The 25,627-nt window shown below is 71.8% G+C and carries 24 protein-coding genes; 15 read left to right on the plus strand and 9 right to left on the minus strand.

What is annotated here, in order from left to right:
• Positions 1–131: 131 nt before the first annotated feature.
• Entirely contained in the window at positions 132–1,781 is a 1,650-nt protein-coding gene (locus PYS65_RS21210; protein ID WP_279335502.1) for a penicillin-binding transpeptidase domain-containing protein, read from the minus strand.
• Positions 1,782–2,015: 234 nt separating this feature from the next.
• On the opposite strand from PYS65_RS21210, the gene PYS65_RS21215 reads away from it, so the two are divergent.
• A complete protein-coding gene (locus PYS65_RS21215) occupies positions 2,016–3,446 on the plus strand; it encodes a S41 family peptidase (RefSeq protein ID WP_279335503.1) in 1,431 nt (476 codons plus the stop codon).
• Between the two features lie 207 nt (positions 3,447–3,653).
• Here PYS65_RS21215 and PYS65_RS21220 read toward each other — a convergent pair whose 3' ends face one another.
• The 3 genes from PYS65_RS21220 to PYS65_RS21230 all read right to left on the minus strand — a co-directional run bounded on the left by PYS65_RS21220 (position 3,654) and on the right by PYS65_RS21230 (position 6,590).
• Complete coding sequence (locus PYS65_RS21220; protein WP_279335504.1) at positions 3,654–4,010, minus strand: DUF805 domain-containing protein; 357 nt, start codon at positions 4,008–4,010, stop codon at positions 3,654–3,656.
• A 522-nt stretch (positions 4,011–4,532) separates the two neighbouring features.
• Complete coding sequence (locus tag PYS65_RS21225; RefSeq protein ID WP_279335505.1) at positions 4,533–4,712, minus strand: hypothetical protein; 180 nt, start codon at positions 4,710–4,712, stop codon at positions 4,533–4,535.
• A gap of 96 nt (positions 4,713–4,808) precedes the next feature.
• Positions 4,809–6,590, minus strand: coding sequence for a dolichyl-phosphate-mannose--protein mannosyltransferase (locus tag PYS65_RS21230; protein ID WP_279335506.1), 1,782 nt, complete (start codon positions 6,588–6,590; stop codon positions 4,809–4,811).
• Positions 6,591–6,708: 118 nt separating this feature from the next.
• On the opposite strand from PYS65_RS21230, the gene rsmI reads away from it, so the two are divergent.
• The 5 genes from rsmI (at position 6,709) to PYS65_RS21255 (ending at position 10,890) form a co-directional block, all read left to right on the plus strand.
• The gene (gene rsmI / locus PYS65_RS21235) at positions 6,709–7,557 is read left to right on the plus strand and encodes a 16S rRNA (cytidine(1402)-2'-O)-methyltransferase (protein WP_279335507.1); all 849 of its coding nucleotides are present in this window, start codon (positions 6,709–6,711) and stop codon (positions 7,555–7,557) included.
• A gap of 178 nt (positions 7,558–7,735) precedes the next feature.
• Positions 7,736–8,137: a hypothetical protein gene (locus PYS65_RS21240; RefSeq protein WP_279335508.1), complete on the plus strand. Its 402-nt coding sequence runs from the start codon at positions 7,736–7,738 to the stop codon at positions 8,135–8,137.
• A gap of 30 nt (positions 8,138–8,167) precedes the next feature.
• Positions 8,168–9,058, plus strand: a complete 891-nt coding sequence (locus tag PYS65_RS21245) for a TatD family hydrolase (protein WP_279335509.1) — start codon at positions 8,168–8,170, stop codon at positions 9,056–9,058.
• Between the two features lie 33 nt (positions 9,059–9,091).
• Positions 9,092–9,997 carry a 16S rRNA (adenine(1518)-N(6)/adenine(1519)-N(6))-dimethyltransferase RsmA gene (gene rsmA / locus PYS65_RS21250; RefSeq protein WP_279335510.1) on the plus strand — a complete coding sequence of 302 codons (906 nt, stop codon included), beginning with the start codon at positions 9,092–9,094 and terminating at the stop codon, positions 9,995–9,997.
• Positions 9,994–10,890 carry a 4-(cytidine 5'-diphospho)-2-C-methyl-D-erythritol kinase gene (locus tag PYS65_RS21255; RefSeq protein WP_279335511.1) on the plus strand — a complete coding sequence of 299 codons (897 nt, stop codon included), beginning with the start codon at positions 9,994–9,996 and terminating at the stop codon, positions 10,888–10,890. The genes rsmA and PYS65_RS21255 overlap by 4 nt, the downstream gene beginning before the upstream one ends.
• Positions 10,891–10,895: 5 nt before the next feature.
• Here the strand turns inward: PYS65_RS21255 and PYS65_RS21260 are convergent, their stop codons facing one another.
• Positions 10,896–11,504: a Uma2 family endonuclease gene (locus tag PYS65_RS21260; protein ID WP_279335512.1), complete on the minus strand. Its 609-nt coding sequence runs from the start codon at positions 11,502–11,504 to the stop codon at positions 10,896–10,898.
• Between the two features lie 144 nt (positions 11,505–11,648).
• On the opposite strand from PYS65_RS21260, the gene PYS65_RS21265 reads away from it, so the two are divergent.
• From PYS65_RS21265 to galK, 7 genes are all read left to right on the plus strand, one after another.
• Complete coding sequence (locus PYS65_RS21265) at positions 11,649–13,457, plus strand: ABC-F family ATP-binding cassette domain-containing protein (RefSeq protein WP_279335513.1); 1,809 nt, start codon at positions 11,649–11,651, stop codon at positions 13,455–13,457.
• 277 nt (positions 13,458–13,734) lie between these two features.
• Positions 13,735–15,531, plus strand: a complete 1,797-nt coding sequence (locus tag PYS65_RS21270; RefSeq protein ID WP_279335514.1) for an outer membrane protein assembly factor BamB family protein — start codon at positions 13,735–13,737, stop codon at positions 15,529–15,531.
• 139 nt (positions 15,532–15,670) lie between these two features.
• Positions 15,671–17,614: an outer membrane protein assembly factor BamB family protein gene (locus PYS65_RS21275; protein ID WP_279335515.1), complete on the plus strand. Its 1,944-nt coding sequence runs from the start codon at positions 15,671–15,673 to the stop codon at positions 17,612–17,614.
• A gap of 220 nt (positions 17,615–17,834) precedes the next feature.
• Entirely contained in the window at positions 17,835–18,527 is a 693-nt protein-coding gene (locus PYS65_RS21280; RefSeq protein WP_279335516.1) for a helix-turn-helix transcriptional regulator, read from the plus strand.
• Between the two features lie 238 nt (positions 18,528–18,765).
• Entirely contained in the window at positions 18,766–19,830 is a 1,065-nt protein-coding gene (gene galT, locus PYS65_RS21285; RefSeq protein WP_279335517.1) for a galactose-1-phosphate uridylyltransferase, read from the plus strand.
• Complete coding sequence (gene galE, locus PYS65_RS21290) at positions 19,827–20,798, plus strand: UDP-glucose 4-epimerase GalE (protein WP_279335518.1); 972 nt, start codon at positions 19,827–19,829, stop codon at positions 20,796–20,798. Before galT ends, galE begins: the two co-directional genes overlap by 4 nt.
• A gap of 39 nt (positions 20,799–20,837) precedes the next feature.
• Entirely contained in the window at positions 20,838–22,016 is a 1,179-nt protein-coding gene (gene galK / locus PYS65_RS21295) for a galactokinase (protein WP_279335519.1), read from the plus strand.
• A gap of 123 nt (positions 22,017–22,139) precedes the next feature.
• Here galK and PYS65_RS21300 read toward each other — a convergent pair whose 3' ends face one another.
• Entirely contained in the window at positions 22,140–22,622 is a 483-nt protein-coding gene (locus tag PYS65_RS21300) for a GNAT family N-acetyltransferase (RefSeq protein WP_279335520.1), read from the minus strand.
• A gap of 307 nt (positions 22,623–22,929) precedes the next feature.
• Between PYS65_RS21300 and PYS65_RS21305 the strand changes: the two genes are divergently transcribed.
• Positions 22,930–23,709, plus strand: a complete 780-nt coding sequence (locus PYS65_RS21305) for a response regulator transcription factor (RefSeq protein ID WP_279335521.1) — start codon at positions 22,930–22,932, stop codon at positions 23,707–23,709.
• On the opposite strand, the gene PYS65_RS21310 is transcribed toward PYS65_RS21305, so the two are convergent.
• Positions 23,668–24,165, minus strand: coding sequence for a MarR family winged helix-turn-helix transcriptional regulator (locus PYS65_RS21310; protein WP_279335522.1), 498 nt, complete (start codon positions 24,163–24,165; stop codon positions 23,668–23,670). The two genes, PYS65_RS21305 and PYS65_RS21310, sit on opposite strands and share 42 nt — an antisense overlap.
• Before the next feature lie 113 nt (positions 24,166–24,278).
• Between PYS65_RS21310 and PYS65_RS21315 the strand changes: the two genes are divergently transcribed.
• Positions 24,279–25,100 (plus strand): trans-aconitate 2-methyltransferase, encoded by an 822-nt coding sequence (locus PYS65_RS21315; protein ID WP_279335523.1) that lies wholly within the window; start codon positions 24,279–24,281, stop codon positions 25,098–25,100.
• 6 nt (positions 25,101–25,106) lie between these two features.
• Here PYS65_RS21315 and PYS65_RS21320 read toward each other — a convergent pair whose 3' ends face one another.
• On the minus strand, positions 25,107–25,355 hold the full coding sequence (locus PYS65_RS21320) for a type II toxin-antitoxin system RelE family toxin (protein WP_279335524.1): 249 nt from the start codon (positions 25,353–25,355) through the stop codon (positions 25,107–25,109).
• On the minus strand, positions 25,352–25,603 hold the full coding sequence (locus tag PYS65_RS21325) for a type II toxin-antitoxin system Phd/YefM family antitoxin (protein WP_279335525.1): 252 nt from the start codon (positions 25,601–25,603) through the stop codon (positions 25,352–25,354). The genes PYS65_RS21320 and PYS65_RS21325 overlap by 4 nt, the downstream gene beginning before the upstream one ends.
• Positions 25,604–25,627: the final 24 nt, after the last annotated feature.

Raw genomic sequence — 25,627 nt, forward strand, 5'->3', positions numbered from 1 at the left:
AACTCCGCCGGGCTCCCCCGATACCCGTACGCTGCCCTCGTGGCGTTCCTCCGCCATGGCTCTCACCCGCCATGGCGCTCACATGCCAACGACGGCCACCAGCCTAGAGTCCCCCCGCCCGCGCCTCGTGCTCAGCCACCTGCTCGTAGCACGGCTGCGACAATCGGACCGGCCGCGTCGCCGCCGTGGCCGCCCTGCTGGGCCATGGCCGCCGCCGCCACGTCGTTCCGGAAGCCGGTGAACCAGCTGTCGGAGGTGGCGTTGCCGTCGACCTCGGCGGAGCCGGTCTTCGCGCCGATGTCGCCGCCGAGCCCGGCCATGGCCTCCTGGGCGGTGCCCTGGGTGGCGGTGAGCCGCATCATCTGCTTCAACTGGGCGGCGGTGCCCGCCGGAAGGCCCTTCGCCTGCGCCAACTGCCGGCCGTCGAGCTCCGGGGAGACCAGGTACGGCTGGCGGAAGGCGCCGGTGATCGCGGTCGCCGTCACCGACGCCATGTTCAGCGGGTTCAGCTGCACCTGGCCCTGGCCTATGGCGCCGGCGGCACGGTCCGGACCCGCGACGGCGGGAACACTGCCGTCGAAGGAGGCGATGCCGGTCTTCCAGTCGTCCCGGCCCAGCCCGAACCGCTCCTGGGCCTCCTGGGTGAGCGAGGCGTCCGTGAGCGGGTCCTCGTCGATGAGCTTGATGAAGGCCGTGTTGCAGGAACGCAGGAAGCTGTCGGCCAGGGTGGCGTTCTCGTTCGGTTCCATGCCGGTGAGGTTCTTGAACGTCTGGCTCTGCCAGGTGGCGGTGGGCGGGCAGGGCGCCGGGCCGTTCATCGAGGCCACGCCGTTGTCGATGAGCATGGCCGCGGTGACGATCTTCATGGTGGAACCGGGGGCGACCTGGCCCTGGAACGCCGCGTTGAACCCGTCCTCGCGGTGGTTGGCGACCGCCAGCACCTCGCCGCTGCTCGGCCGCACCGCCACCACCGAGGACTTGGCGAACCCCTTCACCGCCTTCTCGGCCGCGGCCTGCACCCCCGCGCTGAGCGTCGTACGCAGCCGGCCGGGCTTGCCCTCGGCGAGGGTCAGCAGCGTCGTGTCGCCGGCGCCCTCGCCCGCGGTCCCGTCGGCGTGCCGGATCACCAGCTCGACGCCGGGGGTGCCGCCCGCCTCGTCGCCGTACTTCTCGCGCAGGGTGTCCAGGATCGGGCCGAGGGAGGGGTACTCCTCCTCGGTCAGCACCGTGCCGTCCCGGTCCACGGCCTCGATCGGCGGCTGCGCCGCCTCCCCGGTGACCAGGGTGTCGCCGTCCTTCAGATCCGGGTGGACCACGGACGGCTGCCAGTCGACCAGCGCACGCCCGGTGGTCTCCCCGCGCACGACGGTCAACTCACTCTTGTAGCTGAGGGGTTCGGACTTCCCGTCGTAGGAGACGGTCGCCTTCACCCGGAACGGCACGGTGGTGCCGGTGGCCGTGCCCGGGGTGATCTCGACATCGGCCAGATGGGCGTCCTCGCCGTAGGCAGCCAGTAACGGGCCCGCCTCCCCGGCGTTGTTCGTGTACGACGCGGCCTGCTCGGCCTGCGCCTTCTCCCAGGCCGCGAAGAACGCCCCGCTCGCCTTCGCGACCTCCTCCTTGTCCGGCGGCCCGGACTTCTTGGTCACGGCCGCGTCCGGACCGCCGCCGCCCCCGCCGCCGTTCACCGCCGACACGATGTTGTAGACCCCGTACCCGGCCCCACCCACCATGACCGCGAACACACCACCGATGACGGTGGCCTTGACCCCCTTGCCCATCGGGCTTGTCCCCTCCCCGCCGGACCCCCCACGCCTTCTGAACGTGTTCAGGACGTTCGGCGAGTGAGCACTCTATGCGTAAGGAGTGACGACCGGGACGGCTGTTTCCGATTGTTGTCCGAACGGAGACGGGTGGTCAGGAGGCCTGAGTCAGTCGCCCACCTTCTCCAGCCCGACACCCTCCGGTGCCCGGTTGACCGCAACGCTCACAAGGCCTGCGGTACGTTCGCGCTCATGGCGTGGAGACGATGGCTGCTGGTGGGGCTCGCCGCGGTGCTGACCGCCTGCTCGGGTCCGGACCGCACCCCCGGCGACCGGAACGCGGCGATCGAGGGGACATGGCAGAGCGCCGGGTACGGCTACGTCTTCGACATCGCCCGGGACGGTGCGGGAAGGACCCGGCTCACCTCCTACGACCGGACGGCGGGGAGCTGCCTCGGCGGGGACTCGTCGGCATCGGTGGGCCGTGAGGGTGACGCGACGTCCTTCGGTGAGGACGGTGAGGTCGAGCTGCTCGTCCACCGGCAGGGAGACCGGCTGATCGTGCGGGAACCGGGGTCGGCCGGGCAGATCCACATGAACCGGCTCACGGAGCTGCCCGACTGCCCGTCCGACATCCCGAAGGACGCGGCCGACCGCCGGCTGCAGACCTTCGACGTCTTCTGGCAGAACCTCGTCGAGAACTACCCGCCCTACCCGCACCGGAAGCTCGACACGGCGCGCAGGGAGCGCGACCGGGCCGCCCTCGCCGAGCACAACACCGACCGGACGCTCGGCGAGCTGCTGGGCGACACGGTCCGCGAACTCGGCGACATGCACACCGGCATCGAGGGGGAGGACCTCAGCCTCTACGGCAGACGGCCGGGCACGCGCGAATCCGACGACGTGGACACCGACGCCCTCCGGTCCGCGGCCGAAGCGAGGCTGGGCAAGCGGCTCACCCCCGTCATCGACGACGAGGTGGAGTACGCCTCCGGGCTGCCGGACGGTCCGGGATACCTGCGCATCACCCAGTTCGACGACTTCGCGGACGAGTCGTACGACGCCGACCGGAAGAAGTTCGAACAGGCCCTGGACACGGTGTTCGCCGTCGCGGAGCGGGACGGCTGGCGCGGCCTCGTGCTCGATCTGCGCCTCAACGACGGCGGTTTCGACGAGCTCGGCATCGCCCTCGCCTCCCGGCTGACGGACAAGCCCCACTTCGCGTTCCAGAAGCGGGCCCGCGACACGCAGGCGGCCTCCGGGTTCACGCCGTACGAGAAGCTGCGGGTGCCGCCCAGCACCCGCCCCGGCTTCCACGGGCCGATCGCGCTGCTGGTCAGCGACCTCACGGTGAGCGCGGGCGAGACGGCGGTCATGGCGCTGCTGAACCGCTCGCCGAAGCCCACCTTGATCGGCCGCCCGACGCAGGGCATCTTCTCGGACCAGCTCTCGCGGACCCTGCCCGGCGACTGGTACCTCGACCTCAGCAACGAGGACTACCGGGACGCGGCCGGGCAGAGCTTCGAGGGCCGGGGCATCCCGGTGCCGCGGGAGTTCCGCACCCCCGTCTTCACGGCCACCGAGCTCGCACACCACTGCGACTCGGCCGTCGCCCGCGCCCTCGACCACCTCGCCGACAACCCACCGGGAACGACGAAGCCGTGCCCGCGCGGATCCACCTGACATCGACGAGGCCGAACAGCGACACACCACAGCGCCCCCGGACGACCGTCGGGCCAGCCGACGACAGCAGAGGGGAGCCCGCTGGAAGTGGGCCGGCTGTGCCCCGGGCGGTCCGCGGGGCCGGCGGTAACCGCGAAAGAGCCCCGGCCGAGGCCGGGGCTCTTTCGCGGTTACCGGTTTCGCTGACCTGTTCCAGCGCGACTGATATCAGAATTTCGCCAAGGGCTCCTTCGGGTTCGCGCCGTACTTGTTCTCCCCCGGCGTGCCCTCGGTGGCCAGGAACACCAGCATCACGATGAAGCCGACGAGAGGGATGAGCGCGATGAAGATCCACCAGCCGGAGCGGTTGGTGTCGTGCAGGCGGCGGACCGTCACAGCGAGAGTCGGCAGCAGGACCGCGATGGCGTAGATGGGCTGCAGTACCTGGATTCCGATGGCGGCGTCCACAGCGGTGAGCACGATGGAGACGATCACGCTGAACAGCGTGAACATCCAGTACTCCTTGCGGCGCGCCCGTCCGTTGAACACCGCGTACTTCTTGAGGACCTCGATGTACCAGTTCATGGCGTCCCCCCTGGGATCGACGTTGTCTGTCCGGCTGGATCAGGACAGCCGCAGAACGTTTACACGTGGAAAGGGGCATGTCAATACACGCGATCGCGCTGCTCACGAGACGTGTGGGGTCGGCTCGGGCGCCGCGCACCCTGACCACTAACCGGCCATTTCGGGGCAGGTGCGGAGAACAGTATCGGGGGTTCTCCGAGCGGGCCCGAACTTTTCCGGCGCCGACTCTCGTCCGTCATCGAACCGAAGGCGATCCGTTGCCTGGGTTATACCGTTCCGGCATGGAAGCGATGGCCGATCGTTGCCCGAAACGGGGGGGGGAACGGGGCGGCCGGAGGCGCAGCACCCCCTTGCCTCAGCCCCCCCTTGCCGCATCGACACAGGGCCTGCCGGGCCTCGCGTCGATGCTCCACTGAGAGGCGCTCCCCCGCTTCCCCCAGGCGTCCCCGACAGCGCGAAGAGTCCTCCTCTGGTCTGAGGCAACGCGGACCAGAGGGAGCGAGGGCGATCTCCTGGTGGCGATCACGCCATCCCGGTGTCGTCCGCCTGCTCGCCCTCCGCCTGGGACGGCTCGGTCCTGGGGACGTCCGGGTGCGCGGCCGCGCGCTCGGCGGGATCGTCCCGCTCGCCCTCGGCCTGCGAGGGCGTGTGGGAGTACAGCCACGGTTCGTAGGCCGAGTCTGCGGTGTCTCCGGTTTTCATGACAGGCCTCCTCGGTCGCCTGCCTTCCATCCTCCCCCGCTCCTGCGCGGACCGCAGCAGAGCCAGGGCCGTGCCCTCGTGCCGTGTCCGCCCCGGCTAGACCCAGGTGTCCAGCCACATCCGCGCACGCCAGTCGTCGATCGGGATGGAGGTGCCGGTGTAGATGGGCCAGAAGTAGATGAAGTTCCAGGCGATCAGGAGGACCAGGACGCCGGCCGCCGTCGCGCCCGCGACCCTGCGGGTGTCGTGGGAGCGGGGCGGGCCGACGAGGGCGCCCAGGAGCATCGCCACCGCCAGGCACAGGAAGGGGAGGAAGACGATGGAGTAGAAGAAGAAGATGGTGCGCTCCTGGTACAGGAACCACGGCAGATAGCCGGCCGCGACGCCGCAGGCGATGGCGCCCGCCCGCCAGTCACGGCGGAAGAACCAGCGCCACAGGACGTAGAGGAGCGCGAAGCAGGCCACCCACCACAGCATGGGCGTGCCCAGGGCCAGCACCTCGCGGGCGCACTTCTCGGCCGCGTCGGCCGGGCAGCCGTCCCTGCCGGGTGCCGGGGACTCGTAGAAGTAGGAGACCGGGCGGCCGGTGACGATCCAGCTCCACGGGTTGGACTCGTAGGGGTGCGGTGAGGACAGGCCGACGTGGAAGTCGTACACCTGGTTCTCGTAGTGCCAGAAGCTGCGCCACCAGTCGGGGAACAGCCAGGACCAGCTGCTGTCCTTGCCGTCGGTCGCCGCCCAGTCGCGGTAGTAGCCGCCGCTGCCGTCGTCCGCGGAGAGGAACCAGCCGAGCCACGAGGCGACGTACGTCGCGAGCGCGACCGGGACGGTGGAGAGGAACGCCCAGCCCAGGTCGCGCCGCACCACCGCCCGGTAGGGGTGACGGGCGCCGGCGGTCCGGCGCGCGCCGACGTCCCACAGCACCGCCATCACGCAGAGCGCGGCCATGACGTACAGCGCGTTCCACTTCGTGGCGAACGCCAGGCCCAGCATCAGCCCCGCCGCCAGCCGCCAGGGCCGCAGGCCCAGCCGGGTGTTCTCGGCGACGTCCGGGTCCGGCAGGGTCCGGCCGTCGGGGCCCACGGGCAGCGCGGCGGCGAGCCGCGCCCTGGCCCGGTCCCGGTCGACGAGCAGGCACCCGAAGGCCGCGAGCACGAAGAACATCAGCACCCCGTCGAGCAGCGCGGTGCGGCTCATCACGAAGTGCAGCCCGTCCACCGCCATCAGCGCGCCCGCGAGGCAGCCCAGGAACGTGGAACGGAACAGGCGCCGGCCGATACGGCACAGCATCAGGACGGAGAGTGTCCCGAGCAGCGCCGTCATGAACCGCCAGCCGAACGGGTCGAACCCGAACATCAGCTCGCCCAGCCCGATGACGTACTTGCCGACCGGCGGATGCACGACGTACGCCGCTTCGACCGGGATCGGGACGTCCCCGCCCTTGGAGAGGATCAGGTCGTTGGCGTTCTTGTCCCAGTTGACCTCGAAACCGCGGTGGACGAGCGCCCAGGCGTCCTTGGCGTAGTACGTCTCGTCGAATATCACCGCCTTGGGGCTGCCCAGGTTCCAGAACCGCAGCACTCCCGCGAACAGGGTGACCAGCAGCGGGCCGCCCCACGCCGACCAGCGGACGATCCGGTCGGCGAGCACCGGCGGCACCCCGAGCGTGCTCCACAGCCTGCCGGACGGCTCGGTGTACGGCGGGACCAGGCGGTCACGGATGCCGGGAGCCCCGGGAGCCCCGGGAACCTCGGGGGCACTGCCCCAGGTCCCCGTCGCCGGGTGGCCGAAGCGGCGCAGCCGCTGCTGCCACGACGGTTGCCGCTCCTGTGGCGACTGCTCCTGCCGGATGTCCGTGGAGGACGCGGTACTGGTCACCGCGCCATCGTAGGGAACAGCGCTGTGGGAGTCCCGCGCATGGGCGGTATGCCCGGCTCTCCTTCGGTTCCGCCCCTGGCCGCAACCTGCGGCCGCCGGGCCCTGGGAGGATGGGGGAGTGACCGGAACCCTCGTACTCGCAGGCACCCCCATCGGCGACGTCTCCGACGCCCCGCCCCGGCTCGCCGAGGAGCTGGCCGGCGCCGACGTCGTCGCCGCCGAGGACACCCGGCGGCTGCGGCGGCTGACCCAGGCGCTCGGCGTCACCCCCAAGGGCCGGGTGGTGTCGTACTTCGAGGGCAACGAGTCCGCCCGTACGCCCGAACTGGTCGAGGAACTGGCCGGCGGCGCGCGCGTGCTGCTGGTGACGGACGCCGGGATGCCCTCCGTGTCCGACCCCGGGTACCGGCTGGTCGCGGCCGCCGTGGAGCGGGACATCAAGGTCACCGCGGTGCCCGGACCGTCCGCCGTGCTCACCGCGCTCGCCCTGTCCGGGCTGCCCGTCGACCGGTTCTGCTTCGAGGGCTTCCCGCCCCGCAAGGCGGGGGAGCGGCTCGGGCGGCTGCGGGAGGTGGCCGGGGAACGGCGCACCCTCGTCTACTTCGAGTCCCCGCACCGGCTCGACGACACGCTCGCCGCGATGGCCGAGGTGTTCGGCGCGGAGCGCCGGGCCGCCGTCTGCCGCGAGCTGACCAAGACGTACGAGGAGGTCAGGCGGGGCTCGCTCGCCGAGCTGGCCGCGTGGGCGGCCGAGGGGGTGCGCGGGGAGATCACCGTCGTGGTCGAGGGCGCGCCGGACCGGGGCCCCGAGGAGGTGGACGCCGCCGAGCTGGCGCGCAGGGTGCGGGTGCGCGAGGAGGCGGGGGAACGGCGCAAGGAGGCGATCGCGGCGGTCGCGGTCGAGGCGGGGGTGCCCAAGCGGGAGGTCTTCGACGCGGTGGTGGCGGCGAAACACCCCGCGGGGTGAGCGGGGGCCGGGGCGGCCCGGGACGTCCGTCAAGCGTTTGGGAGCCTTCGGCAACGAAACGCCCAAAACGGCTCCAATACTCTGCCTCCTCCACTGCTTTCGCCTCTGGGGAGGAGTCCACTGGAAACAGGGACGGGCCGCACCGGCCCGTGCCCGCCGTGGACCGACAGGAGGCAGGATGACCGAGATCGCAGGAAGGGCCGGACACCGCGCCGACGGCGTCGTCAGGGAGTCGTACTCGTTCGCCTGCATGCGCTGCGGGTACGGCTGGGAGCAGTCGTACGAGATAGAGCACCACACGGACACCGACGGCCAGGACACCGTGCGCTACGTGGCGGACGGCCGGGTCGTGCCCTCCCCGCTGAGCCGTCCGACGTGCCGGCACTGCGACGGCCACGTCGTGCGGATCATGCGCCCCGGCCGGGTCGCCTCCGCCCGGGACGCCGCCCACCGCGAACGCCTGGTGCCGGCCGCCGGGCCCGTCGAGGTGCCGTGGGAGCCCGAGGGCTCGACGCCCGCACGGGAGCGTCACCCGTGGCAGCTGTCCCACCTCCTGCACCTCTTCCACAGGGCGGGCTGACGCCCGCGCCGCTTCCGTAGGATCGGGGGCATGTCTTCGAACGCCCCCGACAAGAACGCCGCCCCGCCGCTCCCGGAGCCCCTGCGGGTACCGGTCGCGGATTCGCACACCCACCTCGACATGCAGTCCGGCACCGTGGCGGAAGGGCTCGCCAAGGCCGCGTCGGTGGGCGTGACGACGGTGGTGCAGGTCGGCTGCGACGTCAAGGGGTCCCGGTGGGCGGCGGAGACGGCGGCGGCGTACGACGCCGTTCACGCGACGGTCGCGCTGCACCCCAACGAGGCCCCGCGCATCGTGCTCGGCGACCCCGACGGCTGGTCCCGGCAGGGGGCGCGGGAGCCGGGCGGGGAGGCCGCGCTGGACGAGGCGCTCGCCGAGATCGACCGGCTGGCCGCGCTGCCCCAGGTCAAGGGCGTCGGCGAGACCGGACTGGACTACTTCCGCACCGGGCCGGAGGGCAAGGAGGCGCAGGAGCGGTCCTTCCGCGCCCACATCGAGATCGCCAAGCGGCACGGAAAGGCCCTGGTGATCCACGACCGCGACGCCCACGCCGACGTGCTGCGGGTGCTCAAGGAGGAGGGCGCACCGGAGCGCACCGTCTTCCACTGCTACTCGGGCGACGCCGGGATGGCGGAGATCTGCGCCCGCGCCGGGTACTTCATGTCGTTCGCCGGCAACATCACCTTCAAGAACGCCCAGAACCTGCGCGACGCGCTCGCCGTGGCCCCGCCGGAGCTGATCCTGGTGGAGACCGACGCCCCCTTCCTGACGCCGGTGCCCTACCGCGGCCGGCCCAACGCCCCGTATCTGGTGCCGGTCACGGTGCGGGCCATGGCGGCCGTACGCGGTGTCGACGAGGACACCCTCGCCACGGCGCTCGCGGCGAACACGGCCCGCGCCTTCGGTTATCCACAGGCGTGACCCGGGGGTGCCCGCGCCCCGTACCCTTGTCCCGTGACCAGCCCCGCCTCCGACGCCCTCCTGGGCCCCGCCGACGTCCGTGAACTCGCGGACGCCCTCGGCGTGCGGCCCACCAAGCAGCGCGGCCAGAACTTCGTGATCGACGCGAACACGGTCCGCCGGATCGTCCGCACCGCCGAGGTCCGCCCCGACGACGTGGTCGTCGAGGTCGGCCCGGGGCTCGGCTCGCTCACCCTGGCGCTGCTGGAGGCCGCCGACCGGGTCACCGCCGTCGAGATCGACGACGTGCTGGCCGCCGCGCTGCCCACGACCGTCGCGGCCCGCATGCCGGAGCGCGCCGAGCGGTTCGCGCTGGTCCACTCCGACGCGATGCACGTCACCGAGCTGCCCGGCCCCGCTCCGACCGCGCTGGTCGCCAACCTGCCCTACAACGTGGCCGTGCCGGTGCTGCTGCACATGCTGGAAACCTTCCCGAGCATCGAGCGCACCCTCGTCATGGTCCAGTCGGAGGTCGCCGACCGGCTCGCCGCTCCGCCCGGTTCGAAGGTGTACGGCGTGCCCTCGGTCAAGGCCAACTGGTACGCGCGGGTCAAGCGGGCCGGCGCCATCGGACGGACCGTGTTCTGGCCGGCCCCCAACGTCGACAGCGGACTGGTCTCCCTCGTCCGCCGGAGCGAGCCGCCGCGGACCACCGCCTCCCGGCGTGAGGTGTTCGCCGTGGTCGACGCGGCCTTCGCCCAGCGCCGCAAGACCCTGCGGGCGGCCCTCGCCGGCTGGGCGGGCTCGGCGGCGGCGGCCGAGGCGGCCCTGGTCGCCGCCGGAGTGTCGCCGCAGGCGCGCGGTGAGTCCCTGACCGTCGAGGAGTTCGCGCGCATCGCCGAACACAAGCAGCCCGAGCGGCCCGAGAAGCCCGAGCAGTCCGAGGAGTCCGCCGCGTGAGCGTCACCGTCCGCGTGCCCGCCAAGGTCAACGTCCAGCTCGCCGTCGGCGCGGCCCGCCCCGACGGCTTCCACGACCTGGCCAACGTCTTCCTCGCGGTCGGCCTCCACGACGAGGTCACCGCGACCCCCTCGCCGGACGGGCTGCGCGTCACCTGCGCGGGCCCGGATGCCGCCGAGGTGCCCCTGGACCGTACGAACCTCGCCGCCCGCGCCGCCCTCGCACTCGCCGGACGGTACGGCCGGGACGCCGACGTGCACCTCCACATCGCCAAGGACATCCCCGTCGCCGGCGGCATGGCGGGCGGCAGCGCGGACGGCGCGGGCGCGCTGCTGGCCTGCGACGCGCTGTGGGGGACCGGCGCCTCGAGGGCGGAACTGCTCGAGATCTGCGCCGAGCTGGGCAGCGACGTGCCGTTCGCCCTGATCGGCGGGGCGGCGCTGGGCACCGGGCGGGGCGAGAGGCTGACCGAGCTGGAGGTGGGCGGCGCCTTCCACTGGGTGTTCGCGATGGCCGGACGCGGGCTGTCGACCCCGGCGGTCTTCCGGGAGTTCGACCGGCTGGCGGAGGGCCGGGGCATCCCCGAGCCGGTGGCCTCGCAGGACCTGCTGGACGCCCTTGCCAAGGGCGACTGCGACGGGCTGGCCGCGGCCGTCTCCAACGACCTCCAGCCGGCGGCGCTGTCGCTCTTCCCGGAGCTGGCGGACACGCTGGCGGCGGGGCGTGCGGCCGGGGCACTGGCTTCGCTGGTCTCGGGGTCGGGGCCGACCACGGCGTTCCTCGCCCGGGACGCGGAAGCGGCGGACGGGATCGCCCGCGCCCTGCGGGCCTCGGGCACCTGCCGCACGGTGCGTACGGCGGCAGGTCCCGTGCCGGGTGCGACGGTCGTCTGAGGGACTCAGGGCCGCGTTTCGACCGTGCCCAGATCGATGGCGATGGCGGAAGGTTTGTCGACCTTGATCCGGTCGCGCTGCATACCCATGTGCACGTAGGACCGCGTCATGGCGTCGAGCTCGTAGACATGGATGAGGGGACGGCCGGTGGTCCCGTCCTGTTCGACACGCCAGTAGTTCGGGATTCCCGCAGTGGCGTACTTGTGCGGTTTGGTCGTACGGTCGCGGGACTCCGAGTCGGGGGAGACGACCTCCACGGCGAGCAGGACGTCCTCGGCCTGAAACCTGGTCTGGTCCACCCCTGTGACCGCGTCGGCTCGAACCACGCTGATATCGGGTTCGGGGCCGTTGCGTTTGTCAAGGATGACGGTCATCTCCCGCTCGACACTGAACTCCGGGCCGAGAGAGCTGCGTAGCCCGCTGACCAGCAGGTCGATCACAAGGAAATGGAAGCGTCGCTGCGGACTCACGAAAACCAGGCTCCCGTCGATCAGCTCGGTGTGCGGCGGGAGATCCGGCAGGGTGAACAGGTCGTCCACGGTGTAACCGTCCACGGGCGGCACCGGCCAGTGGTGGCGGTGCTCTACGGACTCGGCGGTCATGGTTCCTCCCATGGACGAGATCCTGCTGCCTGATCTCCAAGGTAGCCGCCCGTTTCCGATCGCGTCATCACAAAGGGTGACTGCCCCCTCGCGCTCCGGCCGCCCCCGGGGACGCCCTACGCTTGAAAGCTGATCGACCCCCCAGGCAGGAGAGAAATGGCCGTCAATCTGGTCAATGTCGAGAACGTCAGCAAGGTGTACGGCACCCGTGCCCTCCTCGACGGCATCTCCCTCGGGGTCTCGGAGGGGGACCGCATCGGTGTCGTCGGGCGCAACGGCGACGGCAAGACCACCCTCATCCGGATGCTCGCCAAGCTGGAGGAGGCGGACACCGGGCGGGTGACGCACTCCGGCGGGCTCCGTCTCGGCGTGCTCACCCAGCACGACTCCCTCGACCCCGCCGCCACCGTCCGGCACGAGGTCATCGGCGACATGGCCGACCACGAGTGGGCGGGCAACGCCAAGGTCCGCGACGTGCTGACCGGGCTGTTCGGCGGGCTGGACCTGCCCGGGTTCCCCAAGGGCCTGGACACCGTCATCGGACCGCTGTCCGGTGGCGAGCGGCGCCGGATCGCGCTCGCCAAGCTGCTCATCGAGGAACAGGACCTGATCGTCCTGGACGAGCCCACCAACCACCTCGACGTCGAGGGCATCGCCTGGCTCGCCCGGCATCTGCGCGAGCGGCGCTCCGCGCTCGTCTGCGTCACCCACGACCGCTGGTTCCTCGACCAGGTCTGCACCCGCATGTGGGACGTGCAGCGCGGCGACGTGTACGAGTACGAGGGCGGCTACTCCGACTACGTCTTCGCCCGTGCCGAACGCGAGCGCATCGCCGCCACCGAGGAGGTCAAGCGGCAGAACCTGGTCCGCAAGGAGCTGGCCTGGCTGCGCCGCGGGGCACCCGCGCGGACGTCCAAGCCGCGCTTCCGTGTCGAGGCCGCCAACGAGCTGATCGCGGACGTGCCGCCGCCGCGCGACAGCAGCGAGCTGATGAAGTTCGCCTCGTCACGGCTCGGCAAGACGGTGTTCGACCTGGAGGACGTCACCATCCAGGCGGGGCCCAAGGTGCTGCTCAAGCACATCACCTGGCAGCTCGGCCCCGGCGACCGGATCGGCCTGGTCGGGGTCAACGGCGCGGGCAAGACGTCCCTGCTGCGGGCGCTGACCGAGGCGGCCCGCACCGAGGGCGAGGCGCAGCCCGCGGCGGGCCGGGTCCGCGTCGGCAAGACGGTCAGGCTCGCCTACCTCTCCCAGGAGGTCGCCGAACTCGATCCCACCTGGCGGGTGCTCCAGGCCGTACAGGCGGTGCGGGAGCGCGTCGACCTCGGCACGGGGCGGGAGATGACCGCCGGGCAGCTGTGCGAGACGTTCGGCTTCAACAAGGACAAGCAGTGGACACCGGTCGGCGACCTGTCCGGCGGTGAGCGGCGGCGGCTCCAGCTGCTGAGGCTGCTCATGGACGAACCCAACGTCCTCTTCCTCGACGAGCCCACCAACGACCTCGACATCGAGACCCTCACCCAGCTCGAGGACGTCCTCGACGGCTGGCCCGGCTCGATGATCGTCATCTCCCACGACCGGTTCTTCGTCGAGCGCACCACCGACCGGGTCTTCGCCCTGCTCGGCGACGGCGCCCTGCGGATGCTGCCGCGCGGTATCGACGAGTACCTGGAGCGGCGCAAGCAGATGGAGGAGACCGCCGCGGCCGCCTCCCCCGTGGCGAAACCGGCCCCGGACGTCCCCGAGAAGAGCGCCGCCGACGTGCGCGCCGCCAAGAAGGAGCTGCAGAAGATCGAGCGGCAGCTGGACAAGCTCTCCGAGAAGGAGTCCACGCTGCACGCCGCCATCGCCGAGCACGCCACCGACTTCGGGAAGGTGGCCGAACTCGACGCGGAGCTGCGCGAGACGGCCGGTCAGCGCGAGGCGCTGGAAACGCGGTGGCTGGAACTCGCCGAGGACGCCTGACCCCCGTACCCGGGTCCGTACCGCCCCGCGCACAGGCCCGTGCGCGGGGCGCGCGTGGTGTGAAGGGCGTGTGGAGGGGCGTGGGGGCGCGTAACGAGGGCATCACGGGCCGGTCCTCCCTTGGGTACAGGGGCGGGCGGGGCCCGGTGGCCTGTCGGTACCGGGTGATAGAAAGGCCCCGTCTGAGAAAAGTAAGAACCGGCTTTATACGACTCTGGGGAACATCACGCACCTCAGGGCGTGGCTAAAAATCAGTGAGCAAGGGGGGAACGCGCTGATGGCTCAGCCGCCCGACCAGTCGCCGCAGGGCGGCTTCGGAGCACCACAGGATCCGTCCGCCTCGAGCGGAGGCTTCGGGGCTCCGACCCCGCCACCCCCGCAGGGGCAGCCCCAGACCCCGTCCACGCCGACGGGCCCGACGCCGCCGCCCGGGTACGGCTACCCCCAGCAGCCGGGCCCGTACGGCCAGCAGCCGGGCCCGTACGGTCAGCAGCCGGGACCGTACGCCTCCGGGCCGTACGCCTCCGGGCCCTACGGTCAGCCGCAGCAGCCCGGCCCGTACGGCCAGCAGCCGGGGTACGGCTACCCGCAGCCGCAGTACCCGGGCGCGCCCGGCGCCCCGCAGCCGGGGCCCGGCTCCCGCAACCCCTTCAAGGGCAAGCCCGCCATGATCATCGGTGCCGCGGTGGTGACGGCGCTGCTGGTGGTCGGCGGCACCGTGTGGGCGGTCTCCGGCGACGACGGGAAGCAGGACAAGAAGCCCGTCGCCCAGCAGAGCGACGATCCCCAGCCCGACCCCTCCGGCCCCCCGGTCGATCCGGGCGACGGCAGCGGCGACGGCGACTCGGACCCGGAGGACCTCAACGCGGGCCGCCAGTCCGGCGAGTCCAAGGTGCTCTGGTACAAGGAGGCGCCCGACGCGCCCGGTTCCGGAGCCGAGGCCCCCGGCATGTGGATCACCGACAAGGCGGCGGTGAAGGCGGCCTACAAGGAGCTCTCCGCCTACAACGTCGCCGACGGCAAGCCGACCTGGGAGCCCATCGCCTTCCCCGAGAAGATCTGCGCGACCACCCGGGAGAAGACGTCCGACGACAAGATAGTCGTCGCGTACATGAGCGGCAGCAGCGATCGGGCCAAGTGCAACCAGCTCCAGCTCGTCGACCTCGACACCGGCGAGAAGGGCTGGACGCAGAAGGTCGAGGACGGCGCGCTGTTCGACTCCGTGACCTCCATCAAGATGACCCTCAGCGGCGAGACGCTGATGGTGAGCCGCTCGCAGTCCGGCACGGCCTTCGACGTCACCTCCGGCGACAAGATGTACGACAAGAAGAAGTACGGCGAGGCCTGCTTCCCCGCCGGTTTCGCGGGCGGCGAGGGGCTGTTCCAGGTCGCTTCCTGCGGTGCCGGCGGCAACAACGAGCACGACGAGCTCCAGGAACTCGACCCGAAGACCGGCAAGGTGAAGTGGACCCGGACGTTCGAGAAGGGCTGGCGCGTCGAGCGCACCTACTTCATCGACCCGGTGGTCGTCTACAGCACCAACAAGGACAAGAAGGCGTGGAACATCTCCACGCTCGGCGCCGACGGCTCGATCCGCTCCCAGGTCGCCGTCGACGAGGACTTCGCCGCCGAGTGCGGCTGGGCCATTTTCGCCCGTGACCTCCAGGGCTGCGAGGCCGTCGCGGCCGACGCGGACACCCTCTACCTGCCCACCAAGGCGACCACCGGGGCCAACGAGATCGTCGCGATCAGCCTCGCCACCGGCAAGGAGAAGTGGCGGGTGAAGTCCCCGGCGGCGGACTCGATGGTGCCCATGAAGGTCGAGGGCGGCAAGCTCATCGCCTACGTGGGGCCGTCGTACGACGCGGGCGGCAGGGTCGTGTCCATCCCGACCACCGGCAGCAGCCACGAGCCGGTCACGCTGCTGCAGAACCCGCAGGGCGTCGCGAGGATCGAGAACGGTTTCTTCAGCAAGGCGATCGACTGGGTCGACGGCCGTTTCTACATCTCGACGACCCGGCTGTCCGGCAACGACGAGGCGAAGGAGAAGCTGATGCTCGCCTACGGCAAGTGAGGCGCGCAGCAGCGGTGAGGCGCGCCGGCCGGGCACGGCCGGCGCCCTCGCTCCGTCCGGCCCCTTCCCCTCCGCCCGCCCCCTTCTTCGAGTCCTTCGGGTTCTTCGGGTCCTTCGATCCTTTCGAGGTCTACACGTCATGACGCAGCCGCCCCAGCCGCCCAACCAGCCTCCGCAGCAGCCCGAGCCGTCACAGCCCGAGCAGTCGGCCACGCCGGCCCCGCCGCCGGGCTTCGGTCCGCCGGTCGAACCGTCGCAGCCGCCGGCCCAGCAGCCGCCGGCCGCCCCGAGCGGGCCGAACCTCAGCAAGACCCCGGAACCGGGATACGGCTACCCGCAGACCCCGCAGACCCCGCAGCAGTCGCCGCAGGCCGCCCCGCAGACCCCGCCCACGCCGACGGGCCCGACGCCGCCGCCCGGGTACGGCTACCCGCAGCAGCCCCCGGCCGGTTACGGCTACCCGGGTCAGCCGGGTCAGCCGAGCCCGTACGGCCAGCCGCCGCAGCCGTACGGCCAGCCAGGTGCGTACGGACACCCGCAGCAGCCCTACGGCCAGCCCGGTCCCGGCTATCCGTACCCGACCGTGCCGATGCAGCCACACCCCGGCGGTGGGCCCGGCGGCGGGCGGAAGGTCAACGCGCAGCTGGCCATCATCGTCTCGGCGGTCGTGGCCATCGCCCTGATCGTCGGCGCCGGTGTCTGGTACTCGTCCTCGACCTCGTCCGGCGGCGACAAGGAGACCACCGCCGACTCGGGCGGCACCGACGGCGGCGACGGGAGTGAGAAGGACGCCGAGAACGGCGGCGGCTCCGCCGCCGGCGGCAAGGAGAAGGCTCCGGCCGACCCCTCCGCCAAGGTCCTCTTCCAGGTCCCGGCGCCGAAGGCCCCGAAGGACAGCACGAGCATCGCCGTCTCCGGTTCCTGGCTGACCGACACGGTGTACGCCAAGAGCGGCATCGCCGAGGTCGTCGGCTACGACGCCGTCAAGGGCAGCAAGGTGTGGACGCTCGACCTGCCCGGACCGGTGTGCGAGGCCAGCGACCACGTCACCGAGGACGGCAGGACGGCGATCGTCTACAAGCCGAGGATGCCCGCCAAGAACGATCCGCAGCGGTGCACCCAGGTCGCGGTCCTCGACCTCGCCACGGGCGAGAAGCTGTGGTCCGAGACGGCCAAGTCCGGCACCCAGGAGATCAGCTTCAACAACGTCACCGTCAGCGGGAACACCGTCGCGGCGGCCAGCACCAGCGGCGGCGCCGCCTGGGACCTCACCTCCGGCAAGCCCCTGTGGTCGCCCAAGACGTCCGACTCCTGCTACGACGCCGGCTACGGCGGCGGACCGAAGCTGGTCGCGGTGCGCAAGTGCGGTTCGTACGATCAGCGGCAGCTGCACATCCAGACCATCGACCCGAAGTCCGGCAAGGTGGTCTCCGAGTACAAGATGACCGAGGGCATCGAGTACGCCGCGGTCGTGTCCACCGATCCGCTGGTGGTGGCCGCCGACGTCGGCGACTCCGCCGGTGACGGCAGCGGCATCTCGGACTTCTTCTCCATCGACAACAAGACCGGCAAGCTGCGCACCCGCATCTCCGCGCCCGGTGAGGAGTTCGCGGCCCGCTGCGACGGCATCACCAGGATCGAGCACTGCAACGGGCTGGCGGTCGGCAACGACCGGCTGTACATCCCGACCGAGGAGCACGACGGCACGGCCGAGTACAGCAGGACCAACGAGGTCGTCGCCTTCGACCTGGCCACCGGCAAGCAGACCGGCCAGCGCGCCGACGCCGGCGACGGCTACACGATCACCCCGCTGCGCATGGACGGCGGCAACATCCTGGCGTACAAGCGGCCGCCCTACGACAAGGGCGGGCAGGTCGTGAGCATCGACGGCGGCACCTTCGAGCAGACCAAGCTGCTGGAGAACCCGGCGACGGATGCGGTGCGGGACGCGGAGACGGGGATGTCCCCCAGGAGCTCCGAGGTGCTGTTCGCGCAGGGACGCCTGTACATGTCGAAGGTGTACGCCAGCGACTCCTCCCTGGACAGGAAGGAGTACCTGGCGATCGCCTTCGGTACCGGATGATCGTTCTGTCGGCCCGTCCGTACGGCCCCGTCCCTGCTCAGGGGCGGGGCCGTACGCGTACCGCTCATCGGGTGCCCATCGCCACCGAATACGAGAATTTCGGTGATCCGGGGCGATTCTCACCGGTAGGGGGAGCGCAACGTCGAACAAGCGTGTAGCTTCCGGGACCGGACGGGGAGGCGGCGCACGGGGGTGCGCTCGCGGTATGGGGGGTTGATACATGGGTGTGCGGTTGATGGTGGTCGACGATCACCGGCTGCTCGCCGAGGCGCTGGCCTCGGCGTTGAAGCTGCGGGGGCACCGGGTGCTGGCCGCGGCGGCGCCGGTGGCGGGGGCGGCGGACCTGGTGATCAGCAGGGCGCCGGAGGTGTGCCTGCTGGGGACGGCGGCACCGGCGGAGGCCGGCATCTTCGATCCGGTGGTGAAGATCAGGCGGGAGCGGCCGCAGGTGGCGGTGCTGGTGCTGGGGCCGGTGCCCAGCCCGCGCGGGATCGCGGCGGCGTTCGCGGCGGGGGCGTCCGGCTATGTGCGGCACGACGAACGCATCGAGGGTGTGGAACGGGCGATCATGAAGGCGCGGGCGGGGGAGGCCGCGGTGGCGCCGCAGTTGCTGCAGGGGGCGTTCGGCGAGCTGCTGAATCCGGCGGCACAACCGGACGACGAGGGGCAGCGGCTGCTGCGGATGCTGACCCCGCGCGAGGTGGAGGTCCTGGTCCGGGTGGCCGACGGCGAGGACACCCGGCTGATCGCGGAGGGCATGGGCATAGCGCCGTCCACGGCACGGACGCATGTGCAGCGCGTGCTGATGAAACTGGGGGTGGGCTCCCGGCTGGAGGCGGCGGCGCTGGCGGCCCGGACGGGACTGCTGGACCGGGTGGGGCCGGTGCTGGGGACGGCGCGCTCCGGGCAGTAGGAGCAGGGAGCAGAGGTGGGGGTGTCCGCGGTGCCGGACACCCCCACCTCTGCTCCCTGCTCCTTTTTCTCCGGCGTGATGCCCGCGAGGGTGACATTGACGGTTGTGGTGTGTTGTGTTTTGGTGTGTTGGGTTCTGTTGGAAGAGTATGAAGGCGGCGCTGTGCAGAAACAGTGCTGTGCAGAAACAGTGCTGTGCGGAAAGCAGTGCGGTGAACGGCTCGAATGGAGCGTCCGGAGTGAAGAAGACCTCGACCCGGCTGGCCGACGGTCGCGAACTCATCTACTACGACCTGCGCGACGACACCGTGCGCGACGCGGCCGACCGCCGCCCCCTGGCCGCCACCGTCACGACGTCCGAGATCCGCCGCGACCCGCTGCTCGGCGACCGGGTCGCCGTCGCCTCCCACCGCCAGGGCCGCACCTACCACCCCCCGGCCGGCGAATGCCCCCTGTGCCCCTCCGAGGGCGACCGGCTCAGCGAGGTCCCGGACTCCTCGTACGACGTCGTGGTCTTCGAGAACCGCTTCCCCTCACTGGCCGGTGACTCCGGCCGCTGCGAGGTCGTCTGCTTCACCTCCGACCACCACTCCTCCTTCGCCGACCTGGGCGAGCGGCAGGCCCGGCTGGTCCTGGACGCCTGGACGGACAGGACGTCGGAGCTGTCCCATCTGCCCTCCGTCGAGCAGGTGTTCTGCTTCGAGAACCGGGGCGCCGAGATCGGCGTCACCCTCCAGCACCCGCACGGGCAGATCTACGGCTACCCGTTCACCACCCCCCGCACCGCCCTGATGCTGCGCCAAGTGGCCCTGCACAAGGAGGCGACCGGAGGGGGAAACCTGTTCGACGCCGTCCTGGCGGAGGAACTCGCGGGCGAGCGGGTCGTCCTGGAGGGGGAACACTGGGCCGCCTTCGTGCCGTACGCGGCGCACTGGCCCTACGAGGTCCACCTGTACCCGAAGCGCAGGGTGCCCGACCTGCTCGGGCTCGACGAGGAGGCACGCGCGGAGTTCCCCCGGGTCTACCTGGAACTGCTGCGGCGGTTCGACCGGATCTTCGACGGGGAGGGCGAGTCCCCGACACCGTACATCGCGGCCTGGCACCAGGCCCCGTTCGGCACACTGGCGGAGTCCGACGGGGTCACCCGCGACGACTTCGCGCTCCACCTCGAGCTTTTCACCATTCGCCGCACCTCCGGCAAGCTGAAGTTCCTCGCGGGTTCCGAGTCCGGTATGAACGTGTTCATCAACGACGTGCCGCCGGAACGCGCGGCCGAGCGACTGCGGGAGGTAGCGAGTCCATGAGCGGGAAATACCTGGTCACCGGTGGTGCGGGCTATGTCGGAAGTGTCGTGGCCCAGCATCTGCTGGAGGCCGGCCACGAGGTCGTCGTCCTCGACGACCTCTCCACCGGAGTGCGCGAGGCCGTCCCGGCCGGTGCGTCCTTCGTCGAGGGCGACATCCGCGGTGCCGCCACCTGGCTGGACGCCTCCTTCGACGGCGTCCTGCACTTCGCCGCGTTCTCCCAGGTCGGTGAGTCGGTCGTGCGGCCCGAGAAGTACTGGGAGAACAACGTCGGCGGCACCATGGCGCTGCTGGACGCGATGCGTTCGGCGGGCGTGCGCCGGCTGGTCTTCTCCTCCACCGCGGCGACCTACGGCGAGCCCGACCAGGTCCCGATCCCCGAATCCGCCCCGACCCGGCCCACCAACCCCTACGGCGCCTCCAAGCTCGCCGTCGACCACATGATCACCGGCGAGGCGGCGGCGCACGGCCTGGGCGCGGTCTCGCTGCGCTACTTCAACGTGGCCGGTGCGTACGGCCACTTCGGCGAGCGGCACGACCCCGAGTCCCACCTGATCCCGCTCGTCCTCCAGGTCGCCCAGGGCCGGCGCGAGGCGATCAACGTCTACGGCGACGACTACCCGACGCCGGACGGCACCTGCGTCCGCGACTACATCCACGTCGCCGACCTGGCCGAGGCGCACCTGCTGGCGCTGAAGGCGGCGGCCCCCGGCGAGCACCTGATCTGCAACCTCGGCAACGGCAACGGCTTCTCCGTCCGGGAGGTCGTCGAGACGGTCCGTCAGGTCACGGGCCACCCGATCCCCGAGGTCGTGGCCCCCCGCCGGGGCGGCGACCCGGCGGTCCTGGTGGCCTCGGCCGCCACGGCCCGCGAGAAACTGGGCTGGAAGCCGTCCCGCGCCGACCTCACGGGCATCGTCGCGGACGCGTGGGAGTTCGCGCAGCGGCACACCGGACAAGGCGTTTAGCAGTACGTGACGAACGTGACGAAGGGTCAGGGGCAGGGCATGAGCGAGTCCAACGTCGGCGGGGCGGCCGCGAAGACGGTCGGCGAGCGGTTCCGGGAACTGTACGGAGCCGCACCGCACGGCGTCTGGGCGGCGCCGGGCCGGGTCAACCTCATCGGTGAGCACACCGACTACAACGACGGCTTCGTCATGCCGTTCGCCCTGCCGCACACCGCGGTCGCGGCGGTCTCCCGGCGCGACGACGGCGTTCTGCGCCTGCACTCCGCGGACGTGGACGCGCCCGTCGTGGAACTGACGGCGGACTCCCTCACCCCCGGCACGGACAAGCACTGGACCGCCTACCCGGCGGGCGTCGTCTGGGCCCTGCGCGAGGCCGGCCACCCGGTGACCGGCGCGGACATCCACCTCGCCTCCACGGTCCCGGCCGGCGCCGGCCTGTCCTCCTCGGCGGCCCTGGAGGTCGTCGTCGCCCTGGCCCTGAACGACCTGTACGAACTGGGCCTGCGCGGATGGCAGTTGGCCCGTCTGTGCCAGCGCGCGGAGAACGTCTACGTCGGCGCCCCCGTCGGCATCATGGATCAGACGGCGTCCGCCTGCTGCGAGAGCGGCCACGCCCTGTTCCTGGACACCCGCGACCTCTCCCAGCGGCAGATCCCCTTCGACCTGGCCGCCGAGGGCATGCGCCTGCTGGTCGTCGACACCCAGGTCGAGCACAGCCACAGCGAGGGCGAGTACGGCAAGCGCCGGGTGGGCTGCGAGAAGGGCGCCGCCCTGCTGGGTGTCGACGCCCTGCGCGACGTGGCCCACGCGGACCTGGACGAGGCCCTGGCCCGGCTGGGCGACGAGGAGGAGGCCCGCCGCCTGGTCCGCCACGTCGTGACCGAGAACGAGCGGGTGGAACGGGTGATCGCCCTGCTGGAGTCGGGCGACACCCGCGCCATCGGCCCGGTCCTCACCGCCGGCCACGCCTCCCTCCGGGACGACTTCCGCGTCTCCTGCCCCGAACTCGACCTGGTCGTCGACACGGCCCTCGCCTCCGGCGCCCTGGGCGCCCGCATGACCGGCGGCGGCTTCGGCGGCTCCGCCATCGTCCTGACCGAGACCACGGAGGCGGCCGCCGTCACCGAGGCGATACGGAAAACCTTCACGACGGCCGGCTTCAGGACCCCCCGCATCTTCGAGGCGGTGCCCTCGGCGGGGGCACGACGGCTCCACTGAGCACCGGACGCACCACCGCCCCGCGCACCGGGGAAGCACTCGGGCGCCGCATGGCGTGCTGCGGTGGCGGTGCGGCCCTCGGCCGGTTCAGCGGGTTCAGTGGGTCCGGCGGGTTCGGCCGGTTCAGCGGGTCCGGTGAATTTCAGTGGTCGGCCCCAGGTGCTTGGTCAGGGTGTACTCCGTGATGCCCGGGGGGTAGTCGGGGATCGTGCAGACCACCTCGTAGCCGTGGCGCCGGTAGAAGTCCGGGGCCTGGAAGTCCCAGGTCTCCACGCGGGAGGAGCGGCAGCCGCGCCGGTCGGCGGCGATGCGCTCCGCCGTGGACAGCAGGAGGGTGCCGAGGCCCGCTCCCCGGTGGCGTTCGTCGACCCAGAGGTACGTCACGTGCAGCCAGGTCGTCCAGGTGTGGCCGACCAGTCCGCCCGCCAGGGTGCCGGCCGGGTCCGATGCCCACACGTGCAAAGGGGACTCGCGTTCGCCGGGGGTTCCGCGCAGGGCGCGCAGCACCGGTGAGGCGGCCGTGTCGGTGTCCCGCAGCCGCCTGCGGAGCAGATCACGTCGGGCTCTGTCGACTTCTGCCTCAAGACGAAACATGCGGCTCACCATAAACGCGCAAGGACGCCAGTTCTGCAAATAACCTTCCGCCGGCCGCCCCCGCCCGTACTCTGATGAACAGCGCCGGTGGGGGCCGGCGCCGTTCAGGGGGCGAGACACTCGGGTGCGAAACCCGGGGCGGGGCGGCGGGGGCGCACGGCGGCGGCCGGGCGGTGTCGAGCGGCCCGCCCCGGGTCCGGTCGGGGCCGGACCGGTGCGTCCGGGGCCGGGTTTCGGCCTCGCACCCGCCGGGGTGGGTGTCGTCCTTTGACTTCGGGGTAGTCCCCAGCTCTGCAGAGAGCTCGGGGAAGGGGGTTTCGTGCAACGTGTCCGAGTCCTGGTCGTCGACGACCATCGCATCTTCGCCGAGTCGCTCGCCGCGGCCCTGGCCGCGGAGCCCGACGTCGAGGTGTCCGCGGCGGGCAGCGGCCCGGCCGCGCTGCGCTGCCTGGAGCGCGCCGTGGGCGAGGGGCGGCGGTTCGACGTGATCCTCGTCGACGCCGACCTGGGCGGCACGGTGACGGGCGGCCGGTCCGCCGTACCGGTGCAGGCGGCCGGTGAGGACGGCCTCGTCGACGGCATGTCCCTGGTCACCGGGGTGCGTTCGGTCCACCCGAAGGTCCGGATCGTGGTGCTCGCCGAGAAGGACGACCCGCGCCGTGCCGCGCTCGCGCTGCAGGCCGGGGCCGGCGGCTGGGTGGCCAAGGACTGCTCGCTGAGCCGGCTGCTCACCGTCATCCGGGGCGTGCTGCGCGACGAGACGCATCTGCCGCCCGCCCTGCTCACCGGCGTGCTGCGCGAACTGACCGCCGCGCGCAAGCACCGCACGGAGAGCGAACGGCTCGTGGAGTCCCTGACCCCGCGGGAGCGGGAGGTGCTGCGGTGCATGGTCGCGGGCCTGGGGCGCAAGGCCGTCGCCGAGCGCCTGTACCTGTCCCCGCACACCGTCCGTACGCACATGCAGAACGTGCTCGGCAAGCTGGGCGTGCACTCCACGCTCGCCGCCGTCGCCCTCGCCCGGCGGGCGGGCGTGGGGCCCGCCGACCTCGGGCCGGCCTCAGCCCGGGACGTTGTCGAACGGGGCGGTCAGCCGGCGTAGCAGGCCCGCCAGTTCGCCGCGCTGGATGCGGGAGAGCTCGGCGAGGATCGCCCGCTCCTGCGCCAGCAGCCCGGCCAGCGCCTGGTCGGCGCGGTCGCGGCCCTCGTCCGTGAGGCGGACCAGGACGCCGCGCCGGTCGTTGGGGTCGGGCAGCCGGGCGACCAGACCCTTCTTGGCCAGGCGGTCGATGCGGTTGGTCATCGTGCCCGAGGTGACCAGCGTCTGGGTGAGCAGCTGTCCCGGCGAGAGCTGGTAGGGGGTGCCCGCGCGGCGCAGCGCGGTCAGCACGTCGAACTCCCAGGGCTCCAGGCCGTGCTCGGCGAACGCGAGCCTGCGGGCCCGGTCCAGGTGCCGGGCGAGCCTGCTCACCCGGCTGAGGACCTCGAGCGGTTCCACGTCGAGGTCCGGACGCTCCCGGCGCCATGCTGCGACCAGCCGATCGACCTCGTCCTCCATGGCGATCAGTGTAGTGGTTGTGTCGACGTGAAGTCTCTTGGTGTCAAGTTTCTTGACCGCGAGACAACGTGTGGGGGAGGGTGGGCACCCGTCGGCCGACTCCAGGAGGCTCCATGCCCGCGGCCACCGATCCCACCTGGGACCCCGCCCAGTACCTGCGCCACGCGGGCCCGCGGACCCGCCCCTTCCTCGACCTCCTGGCCCGCGTCCCCGGGCTCCCCGGCGACCCGCCCCGCATCGCCGACCTCGGCTGCGGCCCCGGGAACGTCACCGCCCTGCTCGCCGACCGCTGGCCGGCCGCCCGCATCACCGGCTACGACAACTCGCCCGAGATGCTCGACCGGGCCCGCGCCGACCACCGGGGCCCGACCCCGGGCGGCGGCCGGCTGGACTTCGCACGCGCCGACGTCCGCACCTGGACGCCCGACCGGCCGTACGACCTGATCGTCAGCAACGCCACCCTGCAGTGGGTCCCCGGGCACGCGGACCGGTTCGCCGACTGGATCGCCTCACTCGTCCCCGGCGGCGCCCTCGCCCTCCAGGTGCCCGGCAACTTCGACGCCCCCAGCCACACCCTCCTGCGCGGACTCGCCCACTCCCCGCGCTGGCGGGCCCGCCTCTTCGGCACCCTGCGCCACACCGGCGCCGTCCTCACCCCCGCCGCCTACCTGGACCGCCTCACCGGTGCCGGCTGCACGGCCGATGTGTGGGAGACGACGTACCTCCACCTGCTGCACGGGCCGGACCCCGTCCTGGACTGGGTCCGGGGCACCGGCCTGCGACCCGTCCTCACCGCCCTCGCCGACGACCCCGAGGCCCGGGACGCCTTCGTCGAGGAGTACCGCACCACCCTGCGCACCGCCTACCCCGCAGGCCCGCACGGCACCCCGTTCCCCTTCCGCCGGCTCTTCGCCGTGGCGCGGAAGGGCAAGTGACCGGTTTCAGGGCGTGCGGCCCAGGTGGGTGACGAGGATGTGGATGACATCGTCATCGATGATGTACAGCACGCGGTAGTTGCCGACGCGCAGGCGGCGGGCTGTCGGTCCGTAGGCGACGGAGTTGGCTGGTCGGGGTTCCTTGGCGAGAGTGTCGACTGCCTCATAGACCGAGGTCAGCCCGGCCGGGTCATCCCGGAGGAACCGCACAGCCGCGTCAGTGGCGTTCGGCTCCCAGATGATGCGGTAGGTCACGGGCGCAACCCCAGCATGCGTCCGACCTCTTCGTGCGGGACGCCCTCACCGAGCGTGCCCTGAGCCTTGCGTCGCTCGTAATCGGAAAGCGCCAGGGCGTCTTCCAGATCCTCTATCACCTGGGGGGAAACGAGCAGTGCGGCGACGTGTCCGTGGTCAGTGAGGGCGATGGTCTCGCGGCCGTGGGCGGCGCGACGCACCAGGTCGCCGAGGTGGGCACGGGCCGCGCTGATCGTCATCTCGGTCATGCGCACAAGATTACACAAGATTAA

The organism is Streptomyces cathayae, assembly GCF_029760955.1.
Lineage (GTDB): Bacteria > Actinomycetota > Actinomycetes > Streptomycetales > Streptomycetaceae > Streptomyces > Streptomyces cathayae.

Excerpts from the sequence above, each read along its gene's own strand:
- galE (WP_279335518.1), top strand. The coding sequence starts at position 19,827 with ATGAGCGGGAAATACCTGGTCACCGGTGGTGCGGGCTATGTCGGAAGT.
- PYS65_RS21240 (WP_279335508.1), top strand. The coding sequence starts at position 7,736 with ATGACCGAGATCGCAGGAAGGGCCGGACACCGCGCCGACGGCGTCGTC.
- PYS65_RS21310 (WP_279335522.1), bottom strand. The coding sequence starts at position 24,165 with ATGGAGGACGAGGTCGATCGGCTGGTCGCAGCATGGCGCCGGGAGCGT.
- PYS65_RS21325 (WP_279335525.1), bottom strand. The coding sequence starts at position 25,603 with ATGACCGAGATGACGATCAGCGCGGCCCGTGCCCACCTCGGCGACCTG.
- PYS65_RS21280 (WP_279335516.1), top strand. The coding sequence starts at position 17,835 with ATGGGTGTGCGGTTGATGGTGGTCGACGATCACCGGCTGCTCGCCGAG.
- PYS65_RS21260 (WP_279335512.1), bottom strand. The coding sequence starts at position 11,504 with ATGGGAGGAACCATGACCGCCGAGTCCGTAGAGCACCGCCACCACTGG.
- PYS65_RS21220 (WP_279335504.1), bottom strand. The coding sequence starts at position 4,010 with ATGAACTGGTACATCGAGGTCCTCAAGAAGTACGCGGTGTTCAACGGA.
- PYS65_RS21215 (WP_279335503.1), top strand. The coding sequence starts at position 2,016 with ATGGCGTGGAGACGATGGCTGCTGGTGGGGCTCGCCGCGGTGCTGACC.
- PYS65_RS21300 (WP_279335520.1), bottom strand. The coding sequence starts at position 22,622 with ATGGTGAGCCGCATGTTTCGTCTTGAGGCAGAAGTCGACAGAGCCCGA.
- PYS65_RS21245 (WP_279335509.1), top strand. The coding sequence starts at position 8,168 with ATGTCTTCGAACGCCCCCGACAAGAACGCCGCCCCGCCGCTCCCGGAG.
- PYS65_RS21225 (WP_279335505.1), bottom strand. The coding sequence starts at position 4,712 with ATGAAAACCGGAGACACCGCAGACTCGGCCTACGAACCGTGGCTGTAC.
- PYS65_RS21265 (WP_279335513.1), top strand. The coding sequence starts at position 11,649 with ATGGCCGTCAATCTGGTCAATGTCGAGAACGTCAGCAAGGTGTACGGC.
- galK (WP_279335519.1), top strand. The coding sequence starts at position 20,838 with ATGAGCGAGTCCAACGTCGGCGGGGCGGCCGCGAAGACGGTCGGCGAG.
- PYS65_RS21270 (WP_279335514.1), top strand. The coding sequence starts at position 13,735 with ATGGCTCAGCCGCCCGACCAGTCGCCGCAGGGCGGCTTCGGAGCACCA.
- PYS65_RS21210 (WP_279335502.1), bottom strand. The coding sequence starts at position 1,781 with ATGGGCAAGGGGGTCAAGGCCACCGTCATCGGTGGTGTGTTCGCGGTC.
- PYS65_RS21315 (WP_279335523.1), top strand. The coding sequence starts at position 24,279 with ATGCCCGCGGCCACCGATCCCACCTGGGACCCCGCCCAGTACCTGCGC.
- PYS65_RS21275 (WP_279335515.1), top strand. The coding sequence starts at position 15,671 with ATGACGCAGCCGCCCCAGCCGCCCAACCAGCCTCCGCAGCAGCCCGAG.